20 protein-coding genes and 1 pseudogene are annotated in these 21,916 nt (G+C 44.3%); 14 read left to right on the plus strand and 7 right to left on the minus strand.

All coding sequences use genetic code 11. The features are described 5' to 3' along the window. Window positions 1–2 precede the first annotated feature (2 nt). Complete coding sequence (locus RIE73_RS26945) at window positions 3–1,097, plus strand: AAA family ATPase (RefSeq protein WP_446404098.1); 1,095 nt, start codon at window positions 3–5, stop codon at window positions 1,095–1,097. A 455-nt stretch (window positions 1,098–1,552) separates the two neighbouring features. Further along, window positions 1,553–1,870, plus strand: coding sequence for a DUF2442 domain-containing protein (locus tag RIE73_RS26950; protein ID WP_446404099.1), 318 nt, complete (start codon window positions 1,553–1,555; stop codon window positions 1,868–1,870). A 383-nt stretch (window positions 1,871–2,253) separates the two neighbouring features. Here the strand turns inward: RIE73_RS26950 and RIE73_RS26955 are convergent, their stop codons facing one another. Next, on the minus strand, window positions 2,254–3,276 hold the full coding sequence (locus tag RIE73_RS26955; protein ID WP_446404100.1) for a tetratricopeptide repeat protein: 1,023 nt from the start codon (window positions 3,274–3,276) through the stop codon (window positions 2,254–2,256). 241 nt (window positions 3,277–3,517) lie between these two features. After that, a complete protein-coding gene (locus RIE73_RS26960) occupies window positions 3,518–6,460 on the minus strand; it encodes a pentapeptide repeat-containing protein (protein WP_446404101.1) in 2,943 nt (980 codons plus the stop codon). A gap of 156 nt (window positions 6,461–6,616) precedes the next feature. Between RIE73_RS26960 and RIE73_RS26965 the strand changes: the two genes are divergently transcribed. The 4 genes from RIE73_RS26965 (at window position 6,617) to RIE73_RS26980 (ending at window position 8,967) form a co-directional block, all read left to right on the plus strand. Further along, window positions 6,617–7,258, plus strand: a complete 642-nt coding sequence (locus RIE73_RS26965; RefSeq protein WP_446404102.1) for a DUF1269 domain-containing protein — start codon at window positions 6,617–6,619, stop codon at window positions 7,256–7,258. A 6-nt stretch (window positions 7,259–7,264) separates the two neighbouring features. Next, window positions 7,265–7,438: a hypothetical protein gene (locus RIE73_RS26970; RefSeq protein WP_446404103.1), complete on the plus strand. Its 174-nt coding sequence runs from the start codon at window positions 7,265–7,267 to the stop codon at window positions 7,436–7,438. Beyond that, window positions 7,431–7,901, plus strand: a complete 471-nt coding sequence (locus RIE73_RS26975; RefSeq protein WP_446404104.1) for a BON domain-containing protein — start codon at window positions 7,431–7,433, stop codon at window positions 7,899–7,901. Before RIE73_RS26970 ends, RIE73_RS26975 begins: the two co-directional genes overlap by 8 nt. Before the next feature lie 481 nt (window positions 7,902–8,382). Next, complete coding sequence (locus tag RIE73_RS26980) at window positions 8,383–8,967, plus strand: general stress protein (RefSeq protein WP_446404105.1); 585 nt, start codon at window positions 8,383–8,385, stop codon at window positions 8,965–8,967. A 410-nt stretch (window positions 8,968–9,377) separates the two neighbouring features. On the opposite strand, the gene RIE73_RS26985 is transcribed toward RIE73_RS26980, so the two are convergent. From RIE73_RS26985 to RIE73_RS27000, 4 genes and pseudogenes are all read right to left on the minus strand, one after another. Continuing rightward, window positions 9,378–10,037: a Uma2 family endonuclease gene (locus RIE73_RS26985; protein WP_446404106.1), complete on the minus strand. Its 660-nt coding sequence runs from the start codon at window positions 10,035–10,037 to the stop codon at window positions 9,378–9,380. A 52-nt stretch (window positions 10,038–10,089) separates the two neighbouring features. Then, entirely contained in the window at window positions 10,090–10,710 is a 621-nt protein-coding gene (locus tag RIE73_RS26990; protein ID WP_446404107.1) for an exopolysaccharide biosynthesis protein, read from the minus strand. A 141-nt stretch (window positions 10,711–10,851) separates the two neighbouring features. Further along, a complete protein-coding gene (gene ahcY, locus RIE73_RS26995; RefSeq protein WP_446404108.1) occupies window positions 10,852–12,129 on the minus strand; it encodes an adenosylhomocysteinase in 1,278 nt (425 codons plus the stop codon). A 275-nt stretch (window positions 12,130–12,404) separates the two neighbouring features. Next, a pseudogene (locus RIE73_RS27000) lies at window positions 12,405–12,929 on the minus strand (DUF389 domain-containing protein); the annotation flags it as partial. Between the two features lie 303 nt (window positions 12,930–13,232). On the opposite strand from RIE73_RS27000, the gene RIE73_RS27005 reads away from it, so the two are divergent. The 8 genes from RIE73_RS27005 to RIE73_RS27040 all read left to right on the plus strand — a co-directional run bounded on the left by RIE73_RS27005 (window position 13,233) and on the right by RIE73_RS27040 (window position 20,279). Beyond that, window positions 13,233–15,041, plus strand: a complete 1,809-nt coding sequence (locus tag RIE73_RS27005) for a mechanosensitive ion channel domain-containing protein (protein ID WP_446404109.1) — start codon at window positions 13,233–13,235, stop codon at window positions 15,039–15,041. 457 nt (window positions 15,042–15,498) lie between these two features. Next, window positions 15,499–15,765: a hypothetical protein gene (locus tag RIE73_RS27010; protein ID WP_446404110.1), complete on the plus strand. Its 267-nt coding sequence runs from the start codon at window positions 15,499–15,501 to the stop codon at window positions 15,763–15,765. A 183-nt stretch (window positions 15,766–15,948) separates the two neighbouring features. Beyond that, window positions 15,949–16,320 (plus strand): hypothetical protein, encoded by a 372-nt coding sequence (locus RIE73_RS27015; RefSeq protein WP_446404111.1) that lies wholly within the window; start codon window positions 15,949–15,951, stop codon window positions 16,318–16,320. A 107-nt stretch (window positions 16,321–16,427) separates the two neighbouring features. Beyond that, window positions 16,428–16,832 (plus strand): hypothetical protein, encoded by a 405-nt coding sequence (locus RIE73_RS27020; protein WP_446372947.1) that lies wholly within the window; start codon window positions 16,428–16,430, stop codon window positions 16,830–16,832. A gap of 415 nt (window positions 16,833–17,247) precedes the next feature. After that, complete coding sequence (locus RIE73_RS27025; RefSeq protein ID WP_446404112.1) at window positions 17,248–18,513, plus strand: AAA family ATPase; 1,266 nt, start codon at window positions 17,248–17,250, stop codon at window positions 18,511–18,513. Continuing rightward, entirely contained in the window at window positions 18,510–19,097 is a 588-nt protein-coding gene (locus RIE73_RS27030) for a hypothetical protein (protein WP_446404113.1), read from the plus strand. The genes RIE73_RS27025 and RIE73_RS27030 overlap by 4 nt, the downstream gene beginning before the upstream one ends. A gap of 164 nt (window positions 19,098–19,261) precedes the next feature. Beyond that, window positions 19,262–19,783, plus strand: a complete 522-nt coding sequence (locus tag RIE73_RS27035) for a tetratricopeptide repeat protein (RefSeq protein WP_446404114.1) — start codon at window positions 19,262–19,264, stop codon at window positions 19,781–19,783. A gap of 193 nt (window positions 19,784–19,976) precedes the next feature. Continuing rightward, entirely contained in the window at window positions 19,977–20,279 is a 303-nt protein-coding gene (locus RIE73_RS27040; RefSeq protein WP_446404213.1) for a hypothetical protein, read from the plus strand. A 297-nt stretch (window positions 20,280–20,576) separates the two neighbouring features. On the opposite strand, the gene RIE73_RS27045 is transcribed toward RIE73_RS27040, so the two are convergent. Continuing rightward, window positions 20,577–21,719 (minus strand): protein kinase domain-containing protein, encoded by a 1,143-nt coding sequence (locus RIE73_RS27045; protein ID WP_446404115.1) that lies wholly within the window; start codon window positions 21,717–21,719, stop codon window positions 20,577–20,579. Window positions 21,720–21,916: the final 197 nt, after the last annotated feature.

Here is a 21,916-nt window from a genome sequence, read left to right on the forward strand (position 1 = left end):
AAATGCTCAAAAAGATAATCCTAAAAAACTTTAAATGCTTTAGGGAAGAAACAGAATTTCCTTTGGGGCAGTTAACTTTACTGACAGGGATTAATGGACGTGGTAAATCAACCCTGCTCCAATCCTTACTTTTAATGAGACAATCCATAGAACACAATGACAATGCTGTCCTACTTGTATTAAATGGTAGTTGCGTTAATTTAGGCAGTTTTAATGAAATTAGAAATAGCAATATATCCAGAGAAAATCCCATTATTTTTAAATATTCGTATCAAGATAATATAGACGTACCAAAAAATAATATTTTCCAAATAATTGGATCAGCTCAATATCATTTGAATGAAAACTATGAAGATGATATGGTTGCTCAAATAAGTAGAATTGAATTTAATGATGAGATTATAGAATGTGATAGTAATGACTTCAAGAGTATATCATACAAGCTGAACTCAGTTTATGAAAAATCTGATGAATGTAATCAATACTTGCATCCAAATCGATTTAATTTCATATTTAGTACTCAAGAAAAAGAAAATAAAAATAATGGCTCTTGTTCGTTGTTCAAATTATTACCTTTCTCAGATAGGAGAAAATTCGAGAGGGTAAGAGGTGGTAATCTAGAAATAGATTTAAAATTCTATAAATCTTTGTTTTTTGATAGAATTCATTACATATCAGCCGACCGTGTGGGACCACAAGAATTTTATTTGAAATCCACTCTTGCCAAATTTCCCAATGTAGTAGCTAAAGGTGAATTTACCGCTAATTTATTACAAAAAAACAAAGATTATCTAGTTGACGATAAGCTATGTTTAGGAGAAGACGCCAAAACGTTAGCCACTCAAACAGAAGAATGGTTGAATGACATTTTTGATGGAGCAAAGGTAGAAATTAAAAGTTCAGAAAGTAATATACTTGAACTGTTAATGAATTCAAGTCCATCAAAAGATCGTTTTAGACCTGCTAATATTGGCTTTGGATATCATTGTGTTTTACCGATTATTGTTTCAGCATTAATTGCCAAAGAAGGTGAAATCTTAATTGTAGAAAATCCGGAAGCACATTTACATCCTAAAGCACAATCAAGCAGCTCTTGAAAATTGGTTAGAGAAAAAACTGAAATTAAGCAAAATAGAATATGATGAATCTTCTACTTTTCCTCCTCAGGATGAGCAAACTATATTACGAGATACTAAAAGATTCAAAAAAACTAGAATTAGGTATGATGAGAGAGTGGTTTATTGCGAAATCTCTACAGGTAAATATTGGTACGTCGATAATTTCCACTACGGCAAAGCCGCTCATTTAGAAGTTTTCGACAAAACTGGGCAGCGACACCTTGGAGAAGCTGATTTACAAGGGGAAATTGATGAATCAAAATCTGACAGTGATAAGACTATTAATATATCATAGTTATACATTTTTGGCTACGAGTAAAACAGACTAAAATCTGTCGTATGGTTCCAGTTCAACATCGGAAACTTTATGTAAAACCTGTTGAAATTTATCCCAACGTTCCTGTTAAACTCAACCCTAATTGTGTCCTTTATTGTTGTCCTGTCAGGAAATTTACCTTTTCTGCGATCGCGTGGTAATTAATTTGAAGAGTGGGGCGACGTTTAGCTTTCCCCCAGCATTAGCGCAAGGGTTAGCCGATGCTTCTCCAGAGGATTTGGCTGAGGTTGAAGTGACGCCATCGGGGGATGGGTTGCGCTGGGAAAAGCTGGATGCAGATTTTAGTGTTCCGGCGCTTTTGGCTGGTGTGTTGGATCTCAAAGAACGCAATTGCAAGGGTTTCAGCCCCATTCAAAGAGCCAACGTGCCAAATTGGGATGCTCCCCCATACCCTGCCACATTCCACGCCAATTAGTCTTACAAATACTTCCATCTGGCATCGTCGCCCCCTCCCAATTCACCTCACTCAAATCCGCTTTATCCAAAGGCGCCGTCACATTCTATATTTTTTTATCCCTTCCTGTACGAATCCCAAATCGTTAAAAATACTCATACGGGTTAGAGAAATCATTCAAATAGCCATAATCTATAGATCTGTCATCAGCTCTGTCATAAAATGTATCATATTGTTCTTGATACACTTCACATTCTAAATCCTCGGATTCATCGTATTTATAATTTTTATTATTACCAGATTGAGAATGGTTTGTATTTTTTTTACTCTTCATAAGGCTAGCCTTAGCTGTTAAATATCCTTTACAATCTACTCTTTTACCTTCAAAAATAATTTTTCGTCCATTAATTAAGTCGATCGATTTTCTGTAATGAAGTAAGACCTGAATCACGCTCAATAAAGCCTAAATAGTCTTCGTATTCCACCCAGTTCATTTCATATTCTTGCTCATCTTCAATTGTAGTAATTTTCTTCAAAATAACTTGTGCAATTGTTCGATTGTACTCTTTTGGATCTTTCTCGGCAATTGCAGCAATTTCGGCAATAGCAGAATCCGGTAAACTCAACAAGCTAAGGGCTTTTAGGGCATACTGCCTTACTTGGGGAGCGGAATTCGATAAATTCTCTAATAAATAAGGAATAGCTGATTGGCAGTCATTTGGAAAAGTTTTAGCAAGTTTCTGTATAGCTGATGCCGCTAATCTTCTTTGCTCGTAAGAACTATTTCCAGCAAGATAGCCAATAAGATAAGAAATGGCTTCTTTTCTATTTGATTCACCTAATTCAAATGGTGTCCATTTAGCTAGAGTTTCAATTTTATTGTCCTCACATAATAGTTTTGCCGCTTGTTGGAAGTCCTCAATAGCTCCTTGTCGATCCTTTAACTTATAGCGGCTTTTCGCTCGATTATAATAGGCTTCTGCAATATTGGGATTAAGCTGTAGTGCTTGATCGAAGTTTTTGATCGCTTCTTTATAATCTTTGTTTTGCAACAAATATTTACCAAACTGACAGAATTTAAAAACATCTTCAAAGTCAATTAAAAAGGTGTTGTTATCTTCCAACAACTTTCTACGCACTTTGTCCCGCTGAAGATAAGCGTTAGAATATCTGGGATGGATATGGATAGCTTGGTTAAAGTCTTCCAAAGCACCTATGTAATCTCCGAGTTCAGCCTTGGTTACTCCCCTGTCGTAGTAAGCATAGGGGTTGTTAGGATTAATACTTAGTGCTTCAGTCCAAGCTTTGATTGCTCCGTGTTTATCTCCTCTTTTGCGACAATCAACACCAAGGTTAAAGTAAGTAACAAAGCAGCGTTGTTTAAGTTGTTGCTGATGTAATATCTTATCTGAGTTGTTAGCGTTCATATCTGTGGACATAAAGTAAGATTCATGATTAAATTTCCCCACTCCTATCATTTATTTTATAGCTGATATCGAATCCTGTTGATTGCACACAAATGCGATCACGCCAGAATGAGGGTTTCAGCCATTTTGAGTGAGGTTGTTTAACCGGATTTGATATGACACATTCAACCCGGGCGGGTTTACCAACGTGAATTCCAAACACCGCAACCCTTGTAGTCTAACCCGCCCCTACCGTACCCTGTCACATTTCACGCCAATTAGTCTTACAAATACTCCCATCTGGCATCCTCGCCCCCTCCCAATTCACCTCACTTAAATCCGCCTTATCTAAATTCGCCCCCGTCAAATTCGCCTCCCTTAAATCCGCACCACTCAAACTCGCCCCCACTAACTCCGCCCCCACTAACTCCGCCCCTCTTAAATCCGCATTCCCCAACTTCGCCCAACTCAAATCCGCCCCGCTTAACCGCGCCTGCTTCAAACTCGCCCCCACTAACTTCGCCTTGCGTAAACTCGCCCCACTCAAGTCAACCTCACTCAAATCCGCAATCACCAACTTTGCCCCATCTAAGTGCGCCTGCTGTAAATTAGCCCCTCGCAGCATCGCGCCAATTAAATTAGCATTCCGTAAATCCGCCCCCGCTAACTGCGCCCCAGCTAACTCCGCATTCTGGAAATTTCTCCCGCCACTTTGATAACGCGATCGCACTTCCCCAACATCGGTTACACTAATCTCTCGCTGGGGCGGATGGCGAAAGGTAAAGGTAAACGTATCCCCACTCTGCATCACCCGCCACATTTCCTCATACAAAGGATAAGAACCCACCCCACTCAACTTCACCCACCCTTTTGCCCGAGTTAACGCTACAAATAACTGATTCCGCAATTGCAGATTACTCTCATCTTTTGCCACATTATCTAACCCCACCACATACACCATATCCGCCTCATTTCCTTTCGCCCGATGGATACGAGACACGGTTACGCCGCCCTCACACCAAAACTTATTTGGATCACGATTATCTTTATCAATGTGCAGCATATTACAATCCATGGCACTGGGACGATAAATATCAATTCCCTGGGACATTAAAAACTCTGCCACTGCTGTTTCCAGTCGCATCGCTTCCAACCCTAATCCTAAAACAATTACCAGTATTTCGCGACTTGGTTTAAGTCCGTCATAGCGAAGATTGGAGATAATATTATCGGCTAAGGCGGTTAATTCTTCCTGGCGCGATCGATAGGCGATAAACTCAAATAAAGAACCCTGCCAAAGTTTTGATACTAGATTCGGTGAATGTTCTGGGGGGCGTCTCACGGTGATTTGTTGACCGGGACGAAACGTTCCAGTCACTTCATAGCCAATCGCTTGCCAATCCTCAATCCGGGTAATTCCGGTTAACATTCCCCCTCGTCGTAATAATCCCATCCCAATTCCATGGGCGGCGGTAAGAATTGCCCCTGGGGTACGATAACACCGATACATGGTTTCACTTTTTCTAATTCCGCCCCCATACTGTCCGGTGACTAAATGCCCTAAGTCTTCGCCAAATAATTCACTTGCATTAGGAATATTTAAACTTTCTAAACTTTGCGCTTCATCATACGCCCAAATTAACCGCCGTTGTTCCGGTTGGGTGGGATTAACGGGGCGTAATGCCTGATATGCCATCCAGTAAAACGGCTGTTTTCCTTCAAATTTTAAGGGGTCATCAACGATTAAATCTTGACCTTCATCAATTAAAATAACATCGTATAATTTTGGCATCGCTGTCTCTTGTAAAAGGTTGAGACAAACTTCAGCTAATGCCTGATGCGGTTGCTTGGTTTCTATATCGTTAACCGTAAGCGCTTTTACCCCTGTGTGTCGGCAAAGGGTACTATAAAATCCCGGTTGTTTTCTTCCTCCCCAAGCGTGGAGAACTTTTAGTTTGCGATTGTGTTTGGCGTCGTATCTGATTTCGCCACTACTAAAGCGACGTAACCATTTATCTAGTTGGCTAATAATCCCGTGATAGAGGCTGCGACTGAAGAAAACTAGGGCAATATCCCAATCGGGATGCTTGAGGTGAATATGGGCAGCTTTTTGACAGAGTAATACAGTTTTCCCGGAACCCGCTATCCCCCGAATCCGTTGGGGACCTGGGGGAATGGATTTGGCGATTTGTTCTTGGGCTAAATCGAATTCGGATAGGTGTTGGCGTACCTGTGCCAGAATACTACCACGGGTTTGTTGCGGTGTGCCATTAATCGTTTTTGGGATGGCATTTCTGTGTCCGTTCAGGTGTTGTTTTTTCCGGAAAACAGGTGTACCACTAATCACGGCTTGTAGCAATTTCCACTGCTGGTTATTCAGCGGGGTTCCTTTGATAATTGGAGAGGTTTGCTGAATCCGTTTGACGAGAAAACCTAACCCCCCAGCCCCCTTCCCTTTTAGATCCTCCTCCCGTCCCCCTTTGGAGATCCCCCTTCTGTCCCCCTTGTCGATCCCCCTCCCGTCCCCCTTCAAAAGGGGGAAGCCAAAGGATGCTTCGCTTTTTGTTCCATGGGGGAGACCAGCGGATGCTTCGCTTTTTTTGCACGGGGAAGACCAGATGTTGCTGCGCTTTTGTTGCACGGAAGGGGGAGCCGGAAGCCCCTCCAAAGAAAAATTTATTCCGCTTCCCTCCCCTTGTAGGGGAGGCGTCGGGAGGGGTCGGGGATAGATATTATCTTGAAAGAGAATTGGCGGACAGCTAGGGAGTTGGTAGAAGCCGCTTTGATACCATTCAGTCTCGGTAATTAAGGGAAGGCAAATTAACGCCCGCCCTGTGACTTTACGGCGTAATATCGGTTCGCGATCGCAATACCCCAATAGGGAGAATAATTGATTCTCTGCTTGTTGGTAAGGATTACTGCTGGTGGTGTAATAGTTTTGAAATTCCCAGCGATGACCCGTAATCGCCAAAATTTGGTCAATGGTGACGGATTTAATCTCAATCACGATTAAACCCAGTTGGGCGTCTACAATCAGAATATCCGGTTCCTTGCGAGACTTACCCACCTTGGAAAATATGGGATAACGCCAATAGCCGATACAGGTGCGATCGCGAAATGCGTTCTGCACAGCGTCCCAGGTTTTTTGTTCACCGCCTTCACCTCCTTTACCGAGTGGTTCGGTGGTAATAAATTTATTCGTCATTCGTTATTCGTCATTTGTCATTTGTCCTTCTTTCTATGGATAGAGACTAAAGTTACACCTATTGATTGAGGAAACGATCTCCGATAAACGATAAGATTTACTTATAAATAAAGTTTGACAGACTAATTTATCTCTAGCGTGTAAAAGGAGAGAACAATGGCTTTACATCAACACAAACGGGCGATCAGTATTTTTACTCACCGAGACGCGGTGACGCAAGCACTACAGGAACTCCACCTGGCTAATTTTCCCCTGGATCAGGTTACCGTGATTGCCAGAGAATTAGAAGAGGAGTCGCTTCACGATACGGATAGAAGTACTCGCAAGGGTAATCAAACGGGTAAACAGGCGGCGAATGGCGCTGTTGTCGGTGGTGCAATTGGACTGGTAACTGGTGTACTCGTCGGTGTGGGTGCTGCTTCGATTCCTCTGATTGGTCCAATCATGTTAGCCGACGCTTTGGGGACTGCTGTCGCCACAACCTTAGCCGGGACAGGAATTGGTGCGGTTGGTGGTGGACTTTTGGGCGCACTGATTGGATTAGGGATTCCCAAAAAACAGGCTAAAGCTTATCAGGAACGATTTTTACGAGGTGATTTTTTGGTCATTGTCGAAGGTACGGATGAGCAAATTCGTCAGGCAATTTCTCTACTTAAAGATGGTGGAATCGAAGAGTTGGGAATTTACAATGCACCAGAGATGGATGGGATAAATACAGATTTCCCCGTTGCGGCTGTTGATGAGCCTCATGCTCAGATGTCTAGATCAACGGTTTATCGAGAACCGGAACTGAATTGAGATGGATTGATATATAGCAAAAGGCAGAAGGCAGAAGGCAGAAGGCAGAAGGCAGAAGGCAGAAGGGTTCTTAGGAGTATAGACTCGCCAGAGCCATTCAAAAAAGTTCTAACTTTAGGGCGAAAGCTATACATCTTTGCTGAATTATGTATTGTCGAAGAGGATAGAAAAAATGAATAAATTTACACTCTTATGCTTGACAGGTGTTTTAGGGTTAGGGGTTTCCGCCTGTGGTGATGTGGCGAGAACCAGTACTAGCGCTCCTAATTCGGTCAATGAAGTTGGTTATCCTCCAGACTTGGACACTGTGTTAGGAAATGAAAGCGATGCGACGAACCCTATCCGCAGAGCGCAAGCCAATTCTGACATTCGGGCGCGGGAGCAACGATACAATGTGTTTAGGGAAGGAGAGGAACGCTCTAATCGCAATGTCCAAAGTGAAGTGCGGAGTAAGTTAGAGGTTAACCTGCCAACCTCTCAACTAGCGATTCAGGCTAATCAGGGAATTGTTACGGTAACTGGATACGTGCAAACGCAAGATAATCTGGAACGGATTGAACCGTTGGCGAGGGAAATTAGAGGGGTTCGGGATGTCAATGTCCAAGCTGAAGTCGGACCCAATTTACCGCCTTATAAGGGTTAAATTTTCTGTTTTTTAACGAACAGGCAACAGATACAGCAGATTTCAGGTTTATGAGGTATAGCCTTAAGCAAGATCCCCGACTTCTTCAAGAAGTCGGGGATCTGTCTATGTAGGATTTGCTGCACAACTCCAAAACCCTTAGATATCAAAGCTTTGAGTAGCATGAACATTGGCTCATTTTCAAGGACATAAGGTAAAACCCTTTCATACCCTTGCACCGCTATCAGGGAAAATGTATCATTGCTCCCCCAGCTCCCCCTGCTTCCCCAGCTTCCTCTGCTCCCTACCCCACCAAAACACTTATTCAGCAGACTCTATGTACCTCAGAGTCCCCTACAAATGGTAGTTTTGGATATTAAATTTATCTCTATTGATAGATGAATACCTTACCCAATGTGTAGTAGACATGGAAGTAAAGCACAAATCTAGCACTGAAGGCTGAATTTGTGCTGGAACAATCATAAAAGAAAGCGAGAAAGACATGGCTGAAGACCAACTCAACAGACACGCGCTTGGTGTATTCCCGACTCGTGAAGAAGCGGAAAAAGCAGTACAGGATTTGAAACGGGCAGATTTCCCGGAAGCACAAATTTCTGTCGTTGCTAAAGATGCAGGTAGGAACGAGGAACTTGCTGGTGTTGATGTGGAAAAAGGCAAAGGACATCAAGTCAGTAAAGGTACTAAAGCAGGTGCGGCTACGGGTGGAATCGGTGGCGTGGTTCTGGGCGCATTGGAAGCCCTCGGTGTCACCACTTACGCGGCGTTTCTACTCCCTGGCGCTGGTCAGGTTTTAGCGTTTGGTACGGTTGCGGCTAATGCTTTCGCGACAGCGGTTGCTGGCGGTGCAGTTGGCGCAGTCGGTGGCGGTTTAGTTGGTGGTTTAGTCGGTTGGGGTGTTCCTGACGAGCAAGCTAAGGTTTATCACGATTTAGTGTCTAAAGGTGAGTATTTGATTATGGTAGAAGGAACCCCTGATCAAATTGGTTTGGCGGAAGCTATTCTTAGTCCGATGGGAATTCGGGAATGGAAAATTTATGAGGCTCCTCGAAATACCGCTTCTCGCTAGTTAGACGCCAAGAACTCAAGTTCTTGGCTAATAGCTTAAGTCGGTTAAAACCGACTGATATCATGTCCGGTGGAATACTTACACTATAGGTTGAGACAAGGCAGAGGGCAGAGGGCAGAGGGCAGAAGGAAAGGAGGAAGGTTGCAAGGGACAAGGGAATAATGACTGTTTGGGCGGACATGGTATGAAACAATATAATCTGGTTACACTAAGCGATACTTTAAGTAGGTTTGTGGAAATCAAGTAAACTTTATTAAGATTAAGTTCGTTTAATATTCCTCAAATCCTTACAAATTACATAAACGAATGACGAATTTTTTTTCTCAACAGAGGGTTGAAACTGTTGCCTATTGCCTATTTCCTATTGCCTCTCCCCACCACCAGACTCCCTGTAGCAGATCCTACATTCATTAGAGTGTTTCGGGATCGATATTTAATTCTCGTAGTTTGGCGGCGTAGCGTTCCGCAACTTCTTCAGGTGTGGGGACGAGTTTCCCTTCTGAGGTGAAAAAACGCAACTGATTCTGATGAATTCCTAGGAATAAACCAAGCTGCTGACTCCACAATTGTCCTTGAGCATTCTGTTCGAGGGGTTGATAGTCTCCATCAACTAAATGAAATCCAACAAATTCTAACGTATTTGGATCGAACCAAAAGTAATCGGGAGTACGAAAGGTGTCTTGATAGAGTTTTTTCTTGAAGCCTTTGTCTGTATCAGCCGTTTTGGGAGAAAGGATTTCAATAATCACATTTGGATATTTACCATCTTCATCCCAGACGACCCAACTTTTGCGAGTTTTCCGTTCAGTGTCTAGCACGACAAAAAAGTCGGGTCCCCGGAAGTGTTCCGATTTGCGTTGGCGGGGACTGTAATAGATGGTGAGGTTGCCAGCAACGTAGAAATCCTGTCTATCTCGCCATAGCCATTCTAAGCTTTCGAGTAGTAGGATGATTTGTCGCAGATGTAGTTCAGTTTCCAAGGGGGGTTCATTGCTATAGAGTTCACCTGGAGGAAAGATAACATCTTGTGAGATATCTGGGGAAGGCGCAAATTCTTGGAGTTGGGACATAACAGGGTGAGTTGAAGACAGCGGATTTTTTGTTTATTTTAGCTGGCATCGTTCAACGCAGGACATCTTTGAGCCAATCCACCAAACTTGCACCGCCAAACCAAACGGCAAGTAAAATAGAAATTGAGAGAATTCCGCCGAGTAAACAAATAACTAATCCGCCTAAGCTAATTGCCCCATCATCTTCAATTAAGCCAAAGCCCGTGACAAAAATTCCGATCGCGGGTAAGGTATTGGTTCCGGGAATGGGAATCATCATCGAGACGGACATTAGCGCGATCGCTACCCCAATCACCACACGACCCGTTAGACTGGTACAGAGATAGGGTAGACGTGGACGGGCGATCGCTTCAATCTTCTTTAACCAAGGAATCCCCCCTTGAACCAGTCCCTGCACCGTTTCCAGTTTCATCCTGCCATTCATGACTTTCTGGGGTAACCAGGGACGTTTAGCACCAATGATTAGCTGAAAGGCTAAGATCAGCATGACAATGCCAAAGGGGATCGAATAACCCGGTGCTGGAACAGGTAAAGCTGAGGGAAGCGACAGGATTACAAACAAAAACCCAAAAATTCGCTCCCCCGCGAAAGACAGAATATCTGCCAGTCTCACCTGGGGTTGTCGATCTTCTTCAAAAAAATAACGTTGCAGTTCAACCGAAAGTCGAGCCATTTTCCTGAAACCTTTCGATAACAATTGAGAATTTGCTGAATTATATCCCCGACTTCTGGAGATCCCCGACTTCTTGAAGAAGTCGGGGATCTTGTTTTGAGGATCAAGTCAGGCATGATACCACACCCGAAAAATTCCGAACTAGGTGCCTGATGTCCACGAGTTCATATACTCAACTTGCTCAGTGGTTAAGGTATCCAGTGAGATCCCCATTGCCTGCAACTTCAGCCGTCCAATTTCCTTGTCAATCTCCGTTGGAATGGAATGTAGACCCGGTTCTAGTTTGCCCTTATGCTGCACCAGATATTCACACGCCAAAGCTTGGTTGGCAAAACTCATATCCATCACCGCACTGGGGTGTCCTTCGGCTGCGGCTAGGTTAATTAATCGTCCTTCACCCAATACGATAATAGATTTACCGTTTTTGAGGAAATACTGTTGGGTAAAGTTGCGAACTTGGCGATATTCTGTGGATAACTCTGCCAAGGATTTCAGGTCGATTTCAATATCGAAGTGACCGGAGTTACACACCATGGCGCCATCTTTCATCACTTCAAAATGTTCTGGGCGAATGACGTGCTTGTTTCCGGTAACGGTAATGAATACATCACCATGGGATGCAGCTTCAATCATCGGCATTACCCGGAAGCCATCCATGACTGCTTCAATCGCTTTAATCGGGTCAATTTCAGTAACAATTACATTCGCGCCCATACCTCGCGCCCGCATCGCGGCACCTTTGCCACACCAACCATACCCAGCAATGACAACGGTTTTCCCAGCTAGCAGGATGTTGGTGGCGCGGATAATACCATCGAGGGTGGATTGTCCTGTACCGTAGCGGTTATCGAAGAAGTGCTTGGTATCAGCATCATTCACGTTCATCGCGGGGAAAGAGAGAACCCCTTGATTGAACATTGCCTGCAAGCGGACAATTCCGGTGGTGGTTTCCTCGGTGGTGCCGATAATATCATCAAGCTGGTGTTGCCGTTCCTTCACCAGAGTGGCTGTGACATCACTCCCATCATCAATGATTAGATTGGGTTTGTGATCTAGGGCAGTTTGAACGTGGCGGTTGTAGGTGGCGTTATCTTCCCCTTTGATGGCAAAGACAGGAATCCCGTAATCAGCGACTAAGCTAGCGGCGACATCATCCTGAGTAGACAGAGGATTACTGGCAATCAGCAGCGCATCAGCCCCCGCATTTTTCAGCGCGATCGCTAAATGAGCAGTTTCGGTGGTAACGTGGCAGCAGGCGACTAAGCGAATCCCTGCCAGAGGTTTGGTTTGGGCAAAACGCTCCTGAATTTGCCGCAACACGGGCATTTCCCGTCCTGCCCATTCGATTCGCTGTTTGCCTAAAGGAGCTAGGGATATGTCTTTGACTTCGTGTTTGAGCGCAGTAGATGTTGCTGTCATAGATTTGGTTGGTTTTATTTAATTTGCATTGCCATCTTACCTAACTTAGCCTATTTGCCATAACTCAATGTTCGTCGTTGCGCTTCAGCGCTATAAACGCCTCCCATCCTATCAGGGCGGGTGCAAGTGGTTCCGTTATCGGTGGGGAGGGCGGGTGCAAGTGGTTCCGTTATTGGTGGGGAGGGCGGGTGCAAGTTGTTCCTTTAGTGGTGACTAGCTGAATTGGTTCCCTAAACCCGCCCCTACAATTGTCCCTAAACCCGCCTCTACAATCAGATTCCCTGAGACAGCGACAAACCGACCACACATAAGGGTGGCATGAGGGCAACCGCGATCGCAACCCCGGCTAAGGCATCACTGAGACGTTCGCGAATTTTGGCGAAACTACTGATCCCGCCTGCTACTGCCGCAATCCCCAAGTCTACTAAATTCGGCTGTGTACGAGACAGCACTTCTGAACCATATTCAGGAATCCCAGCAATCCGTCCCGTCAGCCACGAGAGAACTAATGCTAAGATTGTCGCACCTGCGATCACGCCTAAGGCTTTGCAAAATAAAATCAAGTCCCCTTCCAACGCCCCAAACGCTAATCCCCGTAAGGGCAGCATCAACGGGGCAATGATCATCGCGCCAATGATTACGGCGGTACTGTTGCTAATTAGACCAAACGTGGCAATCAGACAAGAACTAATCGTTAGTACAACATAGTTAATCGTCCAACTTGCATCAATTGACAACTCTTGGTGGAGTTCCTTAAATACATCTTCAGTCACGGCTTCCGGTAAAAGCCGATTGAGCATGAGTATATATCGTCGCATCAATTAATTAAATGGGTATTTGATAGATTCAGTTAGGACTGAGAGACTCCCCGACAACTACCTCCTAAGATGGATGATAACTCGAAAGTGGCGATTGTTAATAGTTGCTATTGACTGGCTCGAATGCCATAACTTTTTTTAATTAGGACTGGGTATCCGGCTTAAACAAGGTCATATTGCCCGTTTTGCCAGCTTTTGTCCCGAATTGGCTACTGTTAAATTTTTTTTTAGTCTATATACTTAATTGTTAAGAAAAATAACAAGCAAACAATCAGGATGAGGAAAATGCGAATTTCAGCTTGGACAATTGCCGGATCAATTGCGTTAGCTGGCTGGGTGATCTCTCCAGTTCAGGCTCAGATACCCGGTTTACCCGATGTCAACCTACCGACTCCGAATCCTCTCAAGCAGCAACCCGAAGATGCCGTCGTTTCCGGTTGTGTCCGACTTGATGGTCGCTGTTTATTCGAGATTGCGGGGACGAAGTTAACCCCCAAAACTGCTGGGGAAGTAGAGGAAGCACCAGAAACCGAGGAAGCACCAGAAACCGAGGAAGCAGAAACTCCTTTACCCCCTTTACCCCAACGCATTCAAGAAATTGAACAACGATTACAGGATATCAGCCGTACTTACTTCAAAAACGAGAACGCTGAATTAAAGATTCGCCAAGAACTAGACGAAGAAAGCCAATCACCCGAGATTTACATCTCTCTCCTAGATGAGGCAGGTGAGCTGTTCAAAGAAGTACGCTTGATGAGCGTTACTTATGAAGACGCCAAGCTTCAAGAGGGGTTTACCCAAGAGAGTCCCAGTCAATTGATGATTGAACAAAGAACTAACCAAATTATCGAACAGATCGAACAACAACTTCCTCAGGCAAAACAGGAACGGCAACCCGACGTTTTGAGGAATCGAATTAAAATTGCCGTTGGTACTGGCGTCGCTATGATTGTTGCCAGCTTGCTCATTTCTCGTTGGGAACGCCGCTTAAAACGCTCCAAACAACTGTTAGAGCCTTCTGAATCGAACGCCGAGCCAATATCCACTCAACTGACCCAAAATCAACAGCGAAATGTCAAAGAAGTTTTACATCGCCTGTTACAAGTGACTCAAGGCGTTATTTGGGTGGGGGGAAGTTTTTTCATTTTTAATTTATTTCCTTACACCCGATTCCTACCGGTTTTAATTATTTCCAGCTTCCGGATTCCCGTGCGCGTGGGAATTATTAGCTTGGGAACCTACCTAATCATCCGTTTATCTTATGCCTTAACTGATCGCTTCTCATCTGCCATTGCCAGAAATCATTTATTGACACCAGAAAGCGCCCAGCGAGCGCAGTTGCGCGTGTCAACGGTTTCTGGGGTGACCAAAAATATTATCACCGTAAGTTGGAGTGCAATTGGATTTTTAGTGGCGCTGGTGGCAATTGGGATTGATATTGGTCCCCTTTTAGCCGCGTTTGGGATCATTGGTTTAGGTTTATCTTTGGCATCGCAAAACTTAATCAAAGATGCCATTAATGGTTTCTTCATTCTCTTAGAAGATCAGTATGCCGTTGGTGACGTAATTACCGTGGGAGACGTCGGCGGATTTGTAGAAAAAATCAACCTCCGGATTACTCAATTGCGAGATGCTGAGGGACGATTAATTACGGTTCCCAACAGTGAAATTAGAATTGTGGCAAATCTTTCGAGTAATTGGTCACGCGCCGATTTAAATATTCCCGTTACCTATCAAGCCGATGTTGATCAAGCATTGGATTTGGTCAGACAGGTGGCACATGAGATGATTATGACCCAAATGTGGCGGGAGCGTATCCTAGATGAACCCGATATTTTAGGGGTTGATAATTTTGGCGATCGCGGTTTTATTATTCGGGTGTGGATTAAAACCCAGCCTTTAAAACAATGGGAAGTAGCGCGAGAATTCCGCCGTCGTCTAAAAGTGGCGTTTGATGAAGCGGGAATCCTGCTTTCATTGCCTCAGCAAGCGCTCTGGTTTAATAACACTTTACCGATGCAATCCTTGCCGAATGGTCATTCTAATGGTAATAGTCTCCACGACGTTCAGGCAGAGTATGCTGAAATGGAATAGAGCATCGATTTAGTGAAACAGTTCACTGTCAAAATAAATCATTCATGCTTAGGAAGACGTAGCATGGCTACGTCTTTTATTTACTGTAAAATCTATTCCACTATTGTAGTGGGCTGACCCACCTAAAATGGTGAATTAGAATTGTAGGGGCGCACGGCGTGCGCCCATTCTAACCGTAAAATCTATTGCACAATTTTAGCTGGGTCACGGGAGTAGGGTGCGTTAGCGAAGCGTAACGCACCAAGGGTATTAGCTAGGTTGAATCTCTTCCTTGCACCCCTATAAGGGCGGGTTTAATAACGTTATTGGCTTGTCCAAAACGTTATCAGTGAAACCCGCCCCTACACCTCCAATCCCCAAAAGCCCTCGCCATTACAGTACAAGTGTACTATAATGGAACTATCCAAGATTTTACGCCGTGAACGCCTGACCCCCTAAACCATTCAAGATTGTCGCCATGATTAAGCATTACATCCTCAGCATCAACCCCAACGCCGAGTACGAGTGGGAACAACGCATCCTACGCCACCCGATCACCGCAGAACGCCCGGATTTTGCCAGTTTAATCGCCCAAGCCGTGGGGGATGAAGCGGGATCGTATTTAGTCGAGGTGAATATTGAAGTCAACCTTTTAGAGAAAGCCCCAAATCCTCAGCCTCAAAGGAATTCCAAGGATGGAGCCACCAAGACACTCAACTCCCAACCTTCGGAATGGGTGGCGTAGTCGGTTAACTGTCTAGTGCAGCGCGGCAGAAATAACTAATCAGTTAACAAGCTCCTTAAAAGCAGCTACCATAAGGCTTATAGCCTTCTGCCCTCTGCCTTCGGACTTCTGCCTTCTTGTACTAGCTTGGATAACCGGATAAAGGATTGTCCAGATTGATACTCTCATACAGGAAGATTGACGATGAACATGAGTCAGTACCCCGCCGCGATCGCACAAGCCGCTCAAACTGTTAATGATTTGGACTCGCAAATTCAGGCGGTGCAACTTAATATTCATCGCCTAGAAGCCAGTATCGACAAGCAAATTGCCTTTGATTCTGAGTTAAAAAATGAATCACAACGCAAAGCGCGTCGATTTGAGCTACTAGAGGTGAATTTGGAATATCAGCACGCCCTTAACACCGTAATGCGGTTAACCAATCAAAAGGCGAACGCTGTGGCTAACTTAGAATACTTGCGGAATCAGTTCAGTGTTGCCAAACTAGAAGCTCGACTGGCAATCGCCCGCCAGCTTAATGGTTCAGATATTGGTGATCTGTTGCTGGGCGTGTAATAGAGCAATTGCCTTGAGGAACTCCGGACAGGTTTTCGGGCTTACTGAGAATGGTGCAAGATCTGATTATAGCTATTCCAGGCTGGGTCAGTTGCCCAAAAGAAACTATGACTATTGTGACCTCTCAAGAAATTGCCCGATTCCGTTCTCAGCTTTCCCATAACCCCGAAGCGATGCAAGCGCTGGATGCGATTGAGGATTGCGAGGGGGATTTAGAAGACGCCGCGATCGCACTCGCGATTCGAGCCGGACAACAACCCCAAAGCGATAATGCTCGATGGTTAGACGATTTAGCCAAAAAATGCCGTGCAGTTATTTGTAAGCCGGAGTTTCGCCAAGACTTGCTCAATGGCTCTTATTCTCAGGTGATTGAATACTTAGCAGGGACACCGCTACTTCCGGCGATTCTAGCAACACCCGTCCTGATGTCTGCTCTCAGCCAAGGCGTGACTAACTTTTGCGAACCGATTGATGCTCACTTTGAACAGGTTTACGGCGATCGCTCTCCTTAGTCGGTGCATCCCCATCCCAGTCAACGCAACACCAGTACAGCAGTCAAGGGAGTGAGCAAACAAGTTCTGTGATATCGCGATCGCACTCCCGTCACTTTAAAATCACTAGAACACTGTGAGCCAAACCCATACTCCCCCATTGTACAGTCGGTAGTATAAAAGCGTTGCACTAGACTAGACGACCCACGACCTCCAGTGGGTCTTTTTTGTGTTCATTCATAGTTGCGCTTGTAGTTGCGCTTGTAGTTGCGCTTTAGCGCCGGTTCATCGTTGCGCTGACTTTACCATAAACTGAAGCCCGGAAACCCATCAAAACCTTAAAAAATAGTGCCTTACACTTCACTCTACTCACCCGACAATGTGACTTACTATTGATTACTATACTTATTGGATAACTCACAGCTTAAAAACAGCAATGCTGACCCAACTCCGATTAAAAAACTTTAAAAACTTTAAAGATGCTGAGATCCATCTCGGCAAATTTACTCTCCTGATTGGCACCAATGCCTCTGGCAAAAGTAATCTCCGAGAGGCTTTTCGTTTTCTTCATGGTATTTCCAGAGGATATAACCTAGCTGAAATATTGGGAGAAAAATATAGTGAAAGTGGAATTCTCCAGTGGCGGGGGATTAGGGGCGGTACGCGAGAAGTCACTTTTCAGGCTGAGAACTCTTTTACTTTAGATGCTTCTTGTTTGATTCAACAGGGGACATCGGAGCTAGAATCAAGTTATCGAATTGAACTAAATTTAGACTCTCCGGATAAAACTCCGTATATCGTTAATGAAAAATTAACTAACCTTTTTGAAGCCAGAACAACTATTGATTCAGGACATCAAAGCTTAATTGTTACAGTTTTGGATCATCCAGTACTCAACCGCCCTATTCCTTTTATTCCTTCTCAACCTGTTGTATCACAGCTAGCGGAACTAGCGACAAATCTTCCGATTCAGGGAGAAGCATTGGTTCCAGCGACTTCAATTCGAGGCAAGGCTAAAGCTACGCTAGAGACGTTTCATTCAATGCGATTTTTAGACCTAAACCCTGATGCCATGCGGATACCCTCTTTACCCGGTCAAACGACGTTAGGCGATCGCGGCGAGAACCTGTCCAGTGTAGTTCAGAGTATTTGTGTTGAACCCCAAGGTAAACAAGCACTGATTCAATGGTTACAGGAACTCACGCCAATGGATGTCGTAGATTTTGACTTTCCTACCGACTTTACCGGGAAAATATTACTGACTTTGATTGAAGGAACAGGACAGAAAATATCAGCGATTAGCGCCTCCGATGGCATCCTGCGTTTTTTAGCTATCATTGCGGCATTATTAGTCAGTAAACCCAATCAGCTTTATTTTTTCGAGGAACTAGACAATGGAATTCATCCAACTCGCTTAAATCTACTGATTCAATTCATTGAGCATCAAGTCAACCAAAAAAACATTCAAGTTGTCGCCACAACTCACTCGCCTCAATTGCTCAGACTTCTCAGTCAACAATCCTTAGAATCTGCCTGTTTAACCTATCGCCTTCCCGATCGATTGGATGCCAAAATTAAACGGCTCCTAGATATTCCTGATGCCCAGCGTTTAATTGAAGAACAAGACTTAGCCCGCCTGCATGAATCAGGATGGTTAGAAGATGCGGTTTACTTCCTCGAAGAGGAGGAAACAGTAGTATGAATATACTGGTTATTCCTGAAGATTTCCGCAAAGATCAATATATGCTCAAGCCGATTATTGAGGCAATGCTCAAGGCGGCTGGGAAATCGAAGGCTAAAGTCCGAATTTGCCAAGATCCTCTGCTTGGAGGTATCAGTGAAGCGTTGAAATGGGAAAGAATAGCCGAAATAATTAATCGGTATAAAGGAATGGTCGATCTGTTTCTACTCTGTGTTGATCGGGATGGAAATGTAAATCGAAAACAGTCTCTCGATAAGTTAGAGAACCTCGCCTGTAGCCTTTTAACGAGTAATCGTTTATTTTTAGCCGAAAATGCTTGGCAAGAAATAGAAGTTTGGGTGTTGGCTGGTCATTCCTTACCTAAAGAGTGGAATTGGCAAGCAATCCGTCAGGAAATAAATCCTAAAGAAACCGACTTTCTCCCCTTTGCTCAACAGCAAAATCTTCTCGATTCTCCGGGTGAAGGACGAAAAATACTTGCCCTATCAGCCGCACAACAATATAGTCGCATTCGCCAACTATGTCCCGAAGATGTTGCGGCACTCGAAACCCGGATCAAGTCTTGGCTAGAGGACACCATCTAAGTTACTTGGTTGGCTGTCACTTCTACTTCGACTAAATTACTAACTTAGTTTTGCCTGTCTGCATCCAAAACAAACCAATCAGCAGCAGGTTGGGTGCAAACTATGCTAAAAAAGGGAGATAACCGGAGACAGCAAACTCAACAAAGCGTGATAGGTTGAGAAATATGGCTAAAAAATGGCAGAAGGAGTATCGCCGAATAGCAAAAGCAGAAGCAGATAGACTCTTTGATCAAGGAACGCATCAGTATAACAATAGCCAATTTCGAGCGGCTTTACAGTCTTGGCAACAGGCATTAACTCGCTATCGGGAAATCCGCGATCGCAAAGGGGAAGGTTATTCACTAGGTAGTTTGGGTAATGCTTACAATCGGCTTGGAGAATACCAAAAAGCCATAAATTATTTTATACTGTGTGTGGAGATTACACAGGAAATCGGCGATCGCAAAGGGGAAGGTTATTCACTAGGTAATTTAGGCAATGCTTACACATACCTGGGAGAGTACCAAAAGGCAATCGATTACTATCAGCAGTCTCTGGCGATTTTCCAGAAAATCGGCGATCGCCATGGGGAAGGGAATTCCCTGATTGGTTTGGGTAATGCTGACGATTCCCTGGAAGAGTACCAAAGGCATCTTTGGTTCCAGCTATCCCCTCACCCAAGATATTCCCATCCAATGGCGTCCTGATTTTTCCTTACCCATACATCCATTTATCTGGTCAATTTTATGGAGTATTATTTTTGGTATCGCTATTGGTTTGCTCGCTTTGTTATTCCTGCTGCTGATTAGAAAGTCAATCAAGCCGTAATTTGTATTATACGGCAACAGATTTTATAATAGATCAAGCTGATGAGCATAAATGTGGGATTTTATGAGAACTATGATATTGAATGAATTTACCCAATTAACGGCGAAACAGGAAAAATGTCCTTCTGAATTACCCAAAGCGCTGCAAGCGTTGTGGTATGACAAAAGAGGGGATTGGCACAGGGCGCATGACATCGTGCAGAATGCCAGCGATAGTGATAGTGCATGGGTTCATGCTTATCTTCACCGCGAAGAAGGCGACTTAAGCAACGCCCGTTATTGGTACAGACGCAGTGGACAGTCACAATTTAACGGTGAATTGAATCAAGAATGGGAGTTTATCGCGTCTAATCTGTTGGATAAAGTCAACGCCTAAATTGTAGGGCAGGTTTAACCACTGTAGGGGCGGGTTTAGGGACTAAATTCCGCTATTTACCGATAACGGAACAACAAAACCCGCCCTCCTCACCACTAAATTAAATGAACAAAAAAACCCGCCTTAATTCCTGTTTGTAGTAAGGGCTTTAGCCCTTGATTCTGTTAAATCTCTTTCATCAACCCACGATGGTGGGTAACACAGCAATAATAGGGGAATAGATTTGACCATTGAATCGGGCGCACGTCGGTGCGCCCCTACGGTTTCCGGGCGTAAGCTATACCACACCACGACAACCTATTCTTCCAAAAACTGAGACTTAATTTCCTCTAATTCTCTGTCCATTTGACTTTGGGTTTTTTGAGTATTGGCAGAACCTTTAGTCGGCGGTGTCGATTTTTGCGGCGTACTTTTAGATGTCGGCGGCTGCAAAAACTCAGACTTCAAATCCGCTAATTCTTTATCTAACCCTTTCCCATATTGAGGCGGATTCGGCTGTGACTTAATTGGCGCTGAAGCCGGAGGAGGTGCAGGTTTTGCCGATTTAACCTTAGCCACAGGGGTTTGAGACTGTAAATCCTGGAGTATCTCCGCTACAGATTGATAGCGCTGATTCGTCGCATTAACTAACATCTTATCTAAAATTTTAGCCACGCGATCGCTCACTGGATTTTTCAACCTTTGTCGCCATACCCAAACCCCCTGATTAACATCAAATAAGTCGAAGGGATGGATTCCCGTTAGCAGATGGATACACATCACGCCGAGACTATAGATATCACTCGCAAACACGGCTTTCCCGATACTTTGTTCGGGTGCGACATACCCCACCGAACCAATCACTGTCCCGGTTCTGGCTAACGCTGTACCTGTCGCCACTTTTGATGCGCCAAAATCGACCAGAAATAGTTGCTTATCGCGATTTCGACGAATAATATTTTCCGGTTTAATATCGCGGTGAATCACATGATGCTGATGAACAAATTGTAAAACAGGCAACAAATTATTCAACACATCGCGAATTTGGGCTTCTGTAAACGCACCTTTTCTTGCCAACTCCTGGGCTAAATCTTCGCCCTCAATAAACTCTTGCACCAAATATTGATGATTATCTTGGCAAAAATACGCCAACAGTTCTGGAATCTGGGGATGTTTGCCCAACTCATCTAACCGTACTGCTTCTTGAGTAAATAACTGCGCCGCTTTTTGTACCGTACTGGTTCCCTGGGCTTGGGGGAAAAACTGTTTAATCACACAGGGGGGATGAGAGGGTTTATCCTCATCCACCGCTAAAAACGTTCGCCCAAAACCGCCTTGTCCCAAGGGTTGAACCGTGCGATACCGTTCCTTGAGGCGTACTTTTGACCCGCAGGTGAGGCAAAATTTGGTTCCGGCGGGATTTTGGGGAGTGGGACAGTTAGGATTGAGACAGTAACTCATGGGGATAGTTGGCAATTCAGCGTTTATCTCTATTTTGCCTCTAAATGAGGAGTAGTTTTTTTACTCATATCCTTTTATTCTATAATTTGTTCCGTCTTAACTTAATTTCGTTTAGGATGCTACAATTCCTTGTCTGAGTACATACGACGGAATCTTCACCAAAGATGACATTAGGCAACACCTCAAAACCTGCCAGC

The sequence above is a fragment of the Coleofasciculus sp. C1-SOL-03 genome, assembly GCF_040220555.1.
Classification (GTDB): Bacteria; Cyanobacteriota; Cyanobacteriia; order Cyanobacteriales; family Coleofasciculaceae; genus Coleofasciculus.

Coding starts and splice junctions, on each gene's coding strand:
- RIE73_RS26945 (WP_446404098.1), top strand. CDS start 3: ATGCTCAAAAAGATAATCCTAAAAAACTTTAAATGCTTTAGGGAAGAA.
- RIE73_RS26955 (WP_446404100.1), bottom strand. CDS start 3,276: ATGAACGCTAACAACTCAGATAAGATATTACATCAGCAACAACTTAAA.
- RIE73_RS26960 (WP_446404101.1), bottom strand. CDS start 6,460: ATGACGAATAAATTTATTACCACCGAACCACTCGGTAAAGGAGGTGAA.
- RIE73_RS26965 (WP_446404102.1), top strand. CDS start 6,617: ATGGCTTTACATCAACACAAACGGGCGATCAGTATTTTTACTCACCGA.
- RIE73_RS26975 (WP_446404104.1), top strand. CDS start 7,431: ATGAATAAATTTACACTCTTATGCTTGACAGGTGTTTTAGGGTTAGGG.
- RIE73_RS26980 (WP_446404105.1), top strand. CDS start 8,383: ATGGCTGAAGACCAACTCAACAGACACGCGCTTGGTGTATTCCCGACT.
- RIE73_RS26985 (WP_446404106.1), bottom strand. CDS start 10,037: ATGTCCCAACTCCAAGAATTTGCGCCTTCCCCAGATATCTCACAAGAT.
- RIE73_RS26990 (WP_446404107.1), bottom strand. CDS start 10,710: ATGGCTCGACTTTCGGTTGAACTGCAACGTTATTTTTTTGAAGAAGAT.
- ahcY (WP_446404108.1), bottom strand. CDS start 12,129: ATGACAGCAACATCTACTGCGCTCAAACACGAAGTCAAAGACATATCC.
- RIE73_RS27005 (WP_446404109.1), top strand. CDS start 13,233: ATGCGAATTTCAGCTTGGACAATTGCCGGATCAATTGCGTTAGCTGGC.
- RIE73_RS27010 (WP_446404110.1), top strand. CDS start 15,499: ATGATTAAGCATTACATCCTCAGCATCAACCCCAACGCCGAGTACGAG.
- RIE73_RS27015 (WP_446404111.1), top strand. CDS start 15,949: ATGAACATGAGTCAGTACCCCGCCGCGATCGCACAAGCCGCTCAAACT.
- RIE73_RS27020 (WP_446372947.1), top strand. CDS start 16,428: ATGACTATTGTGACCTCTCAAGAAATTGCCCGATTCCGTTCTCAGCTT.
- RIE73_RS27025 (WP_446404112.1), top strand. CDS start 17,248: ATGCTGACCCAACTCCGATTAAAAAACTTTAAAAACTTTAAAGATGCT.
- RIE73_RS27030 (WP_446404113.1), top strand. CDS start 18,510: ATGAATATACTGGTTATTCCTGAAGATTTCCGCAAAGATCAATATATG.
- RIE73_RS27035 (WP_446404114.1), top strand. CDS start 19,262: ATGGCTAAAAAATGGCAGAAGGAGTATCGCCGAATAGCAAAAGCAGAA.
- RIE73_RS27040 (WP_446404213.1), top strand. CDS start 19,977: ATGATATTGAATGAATTTACCCAATTAACGGCGAAACAGGAAAAATGT.
- RIE73_RS27045 (WP_446404115.1), bottom strand. CDS start 21,719: ATGAGTTACTGTCTCAATCCTAACTGTCCCACTCCCCAAAATCCCGCC.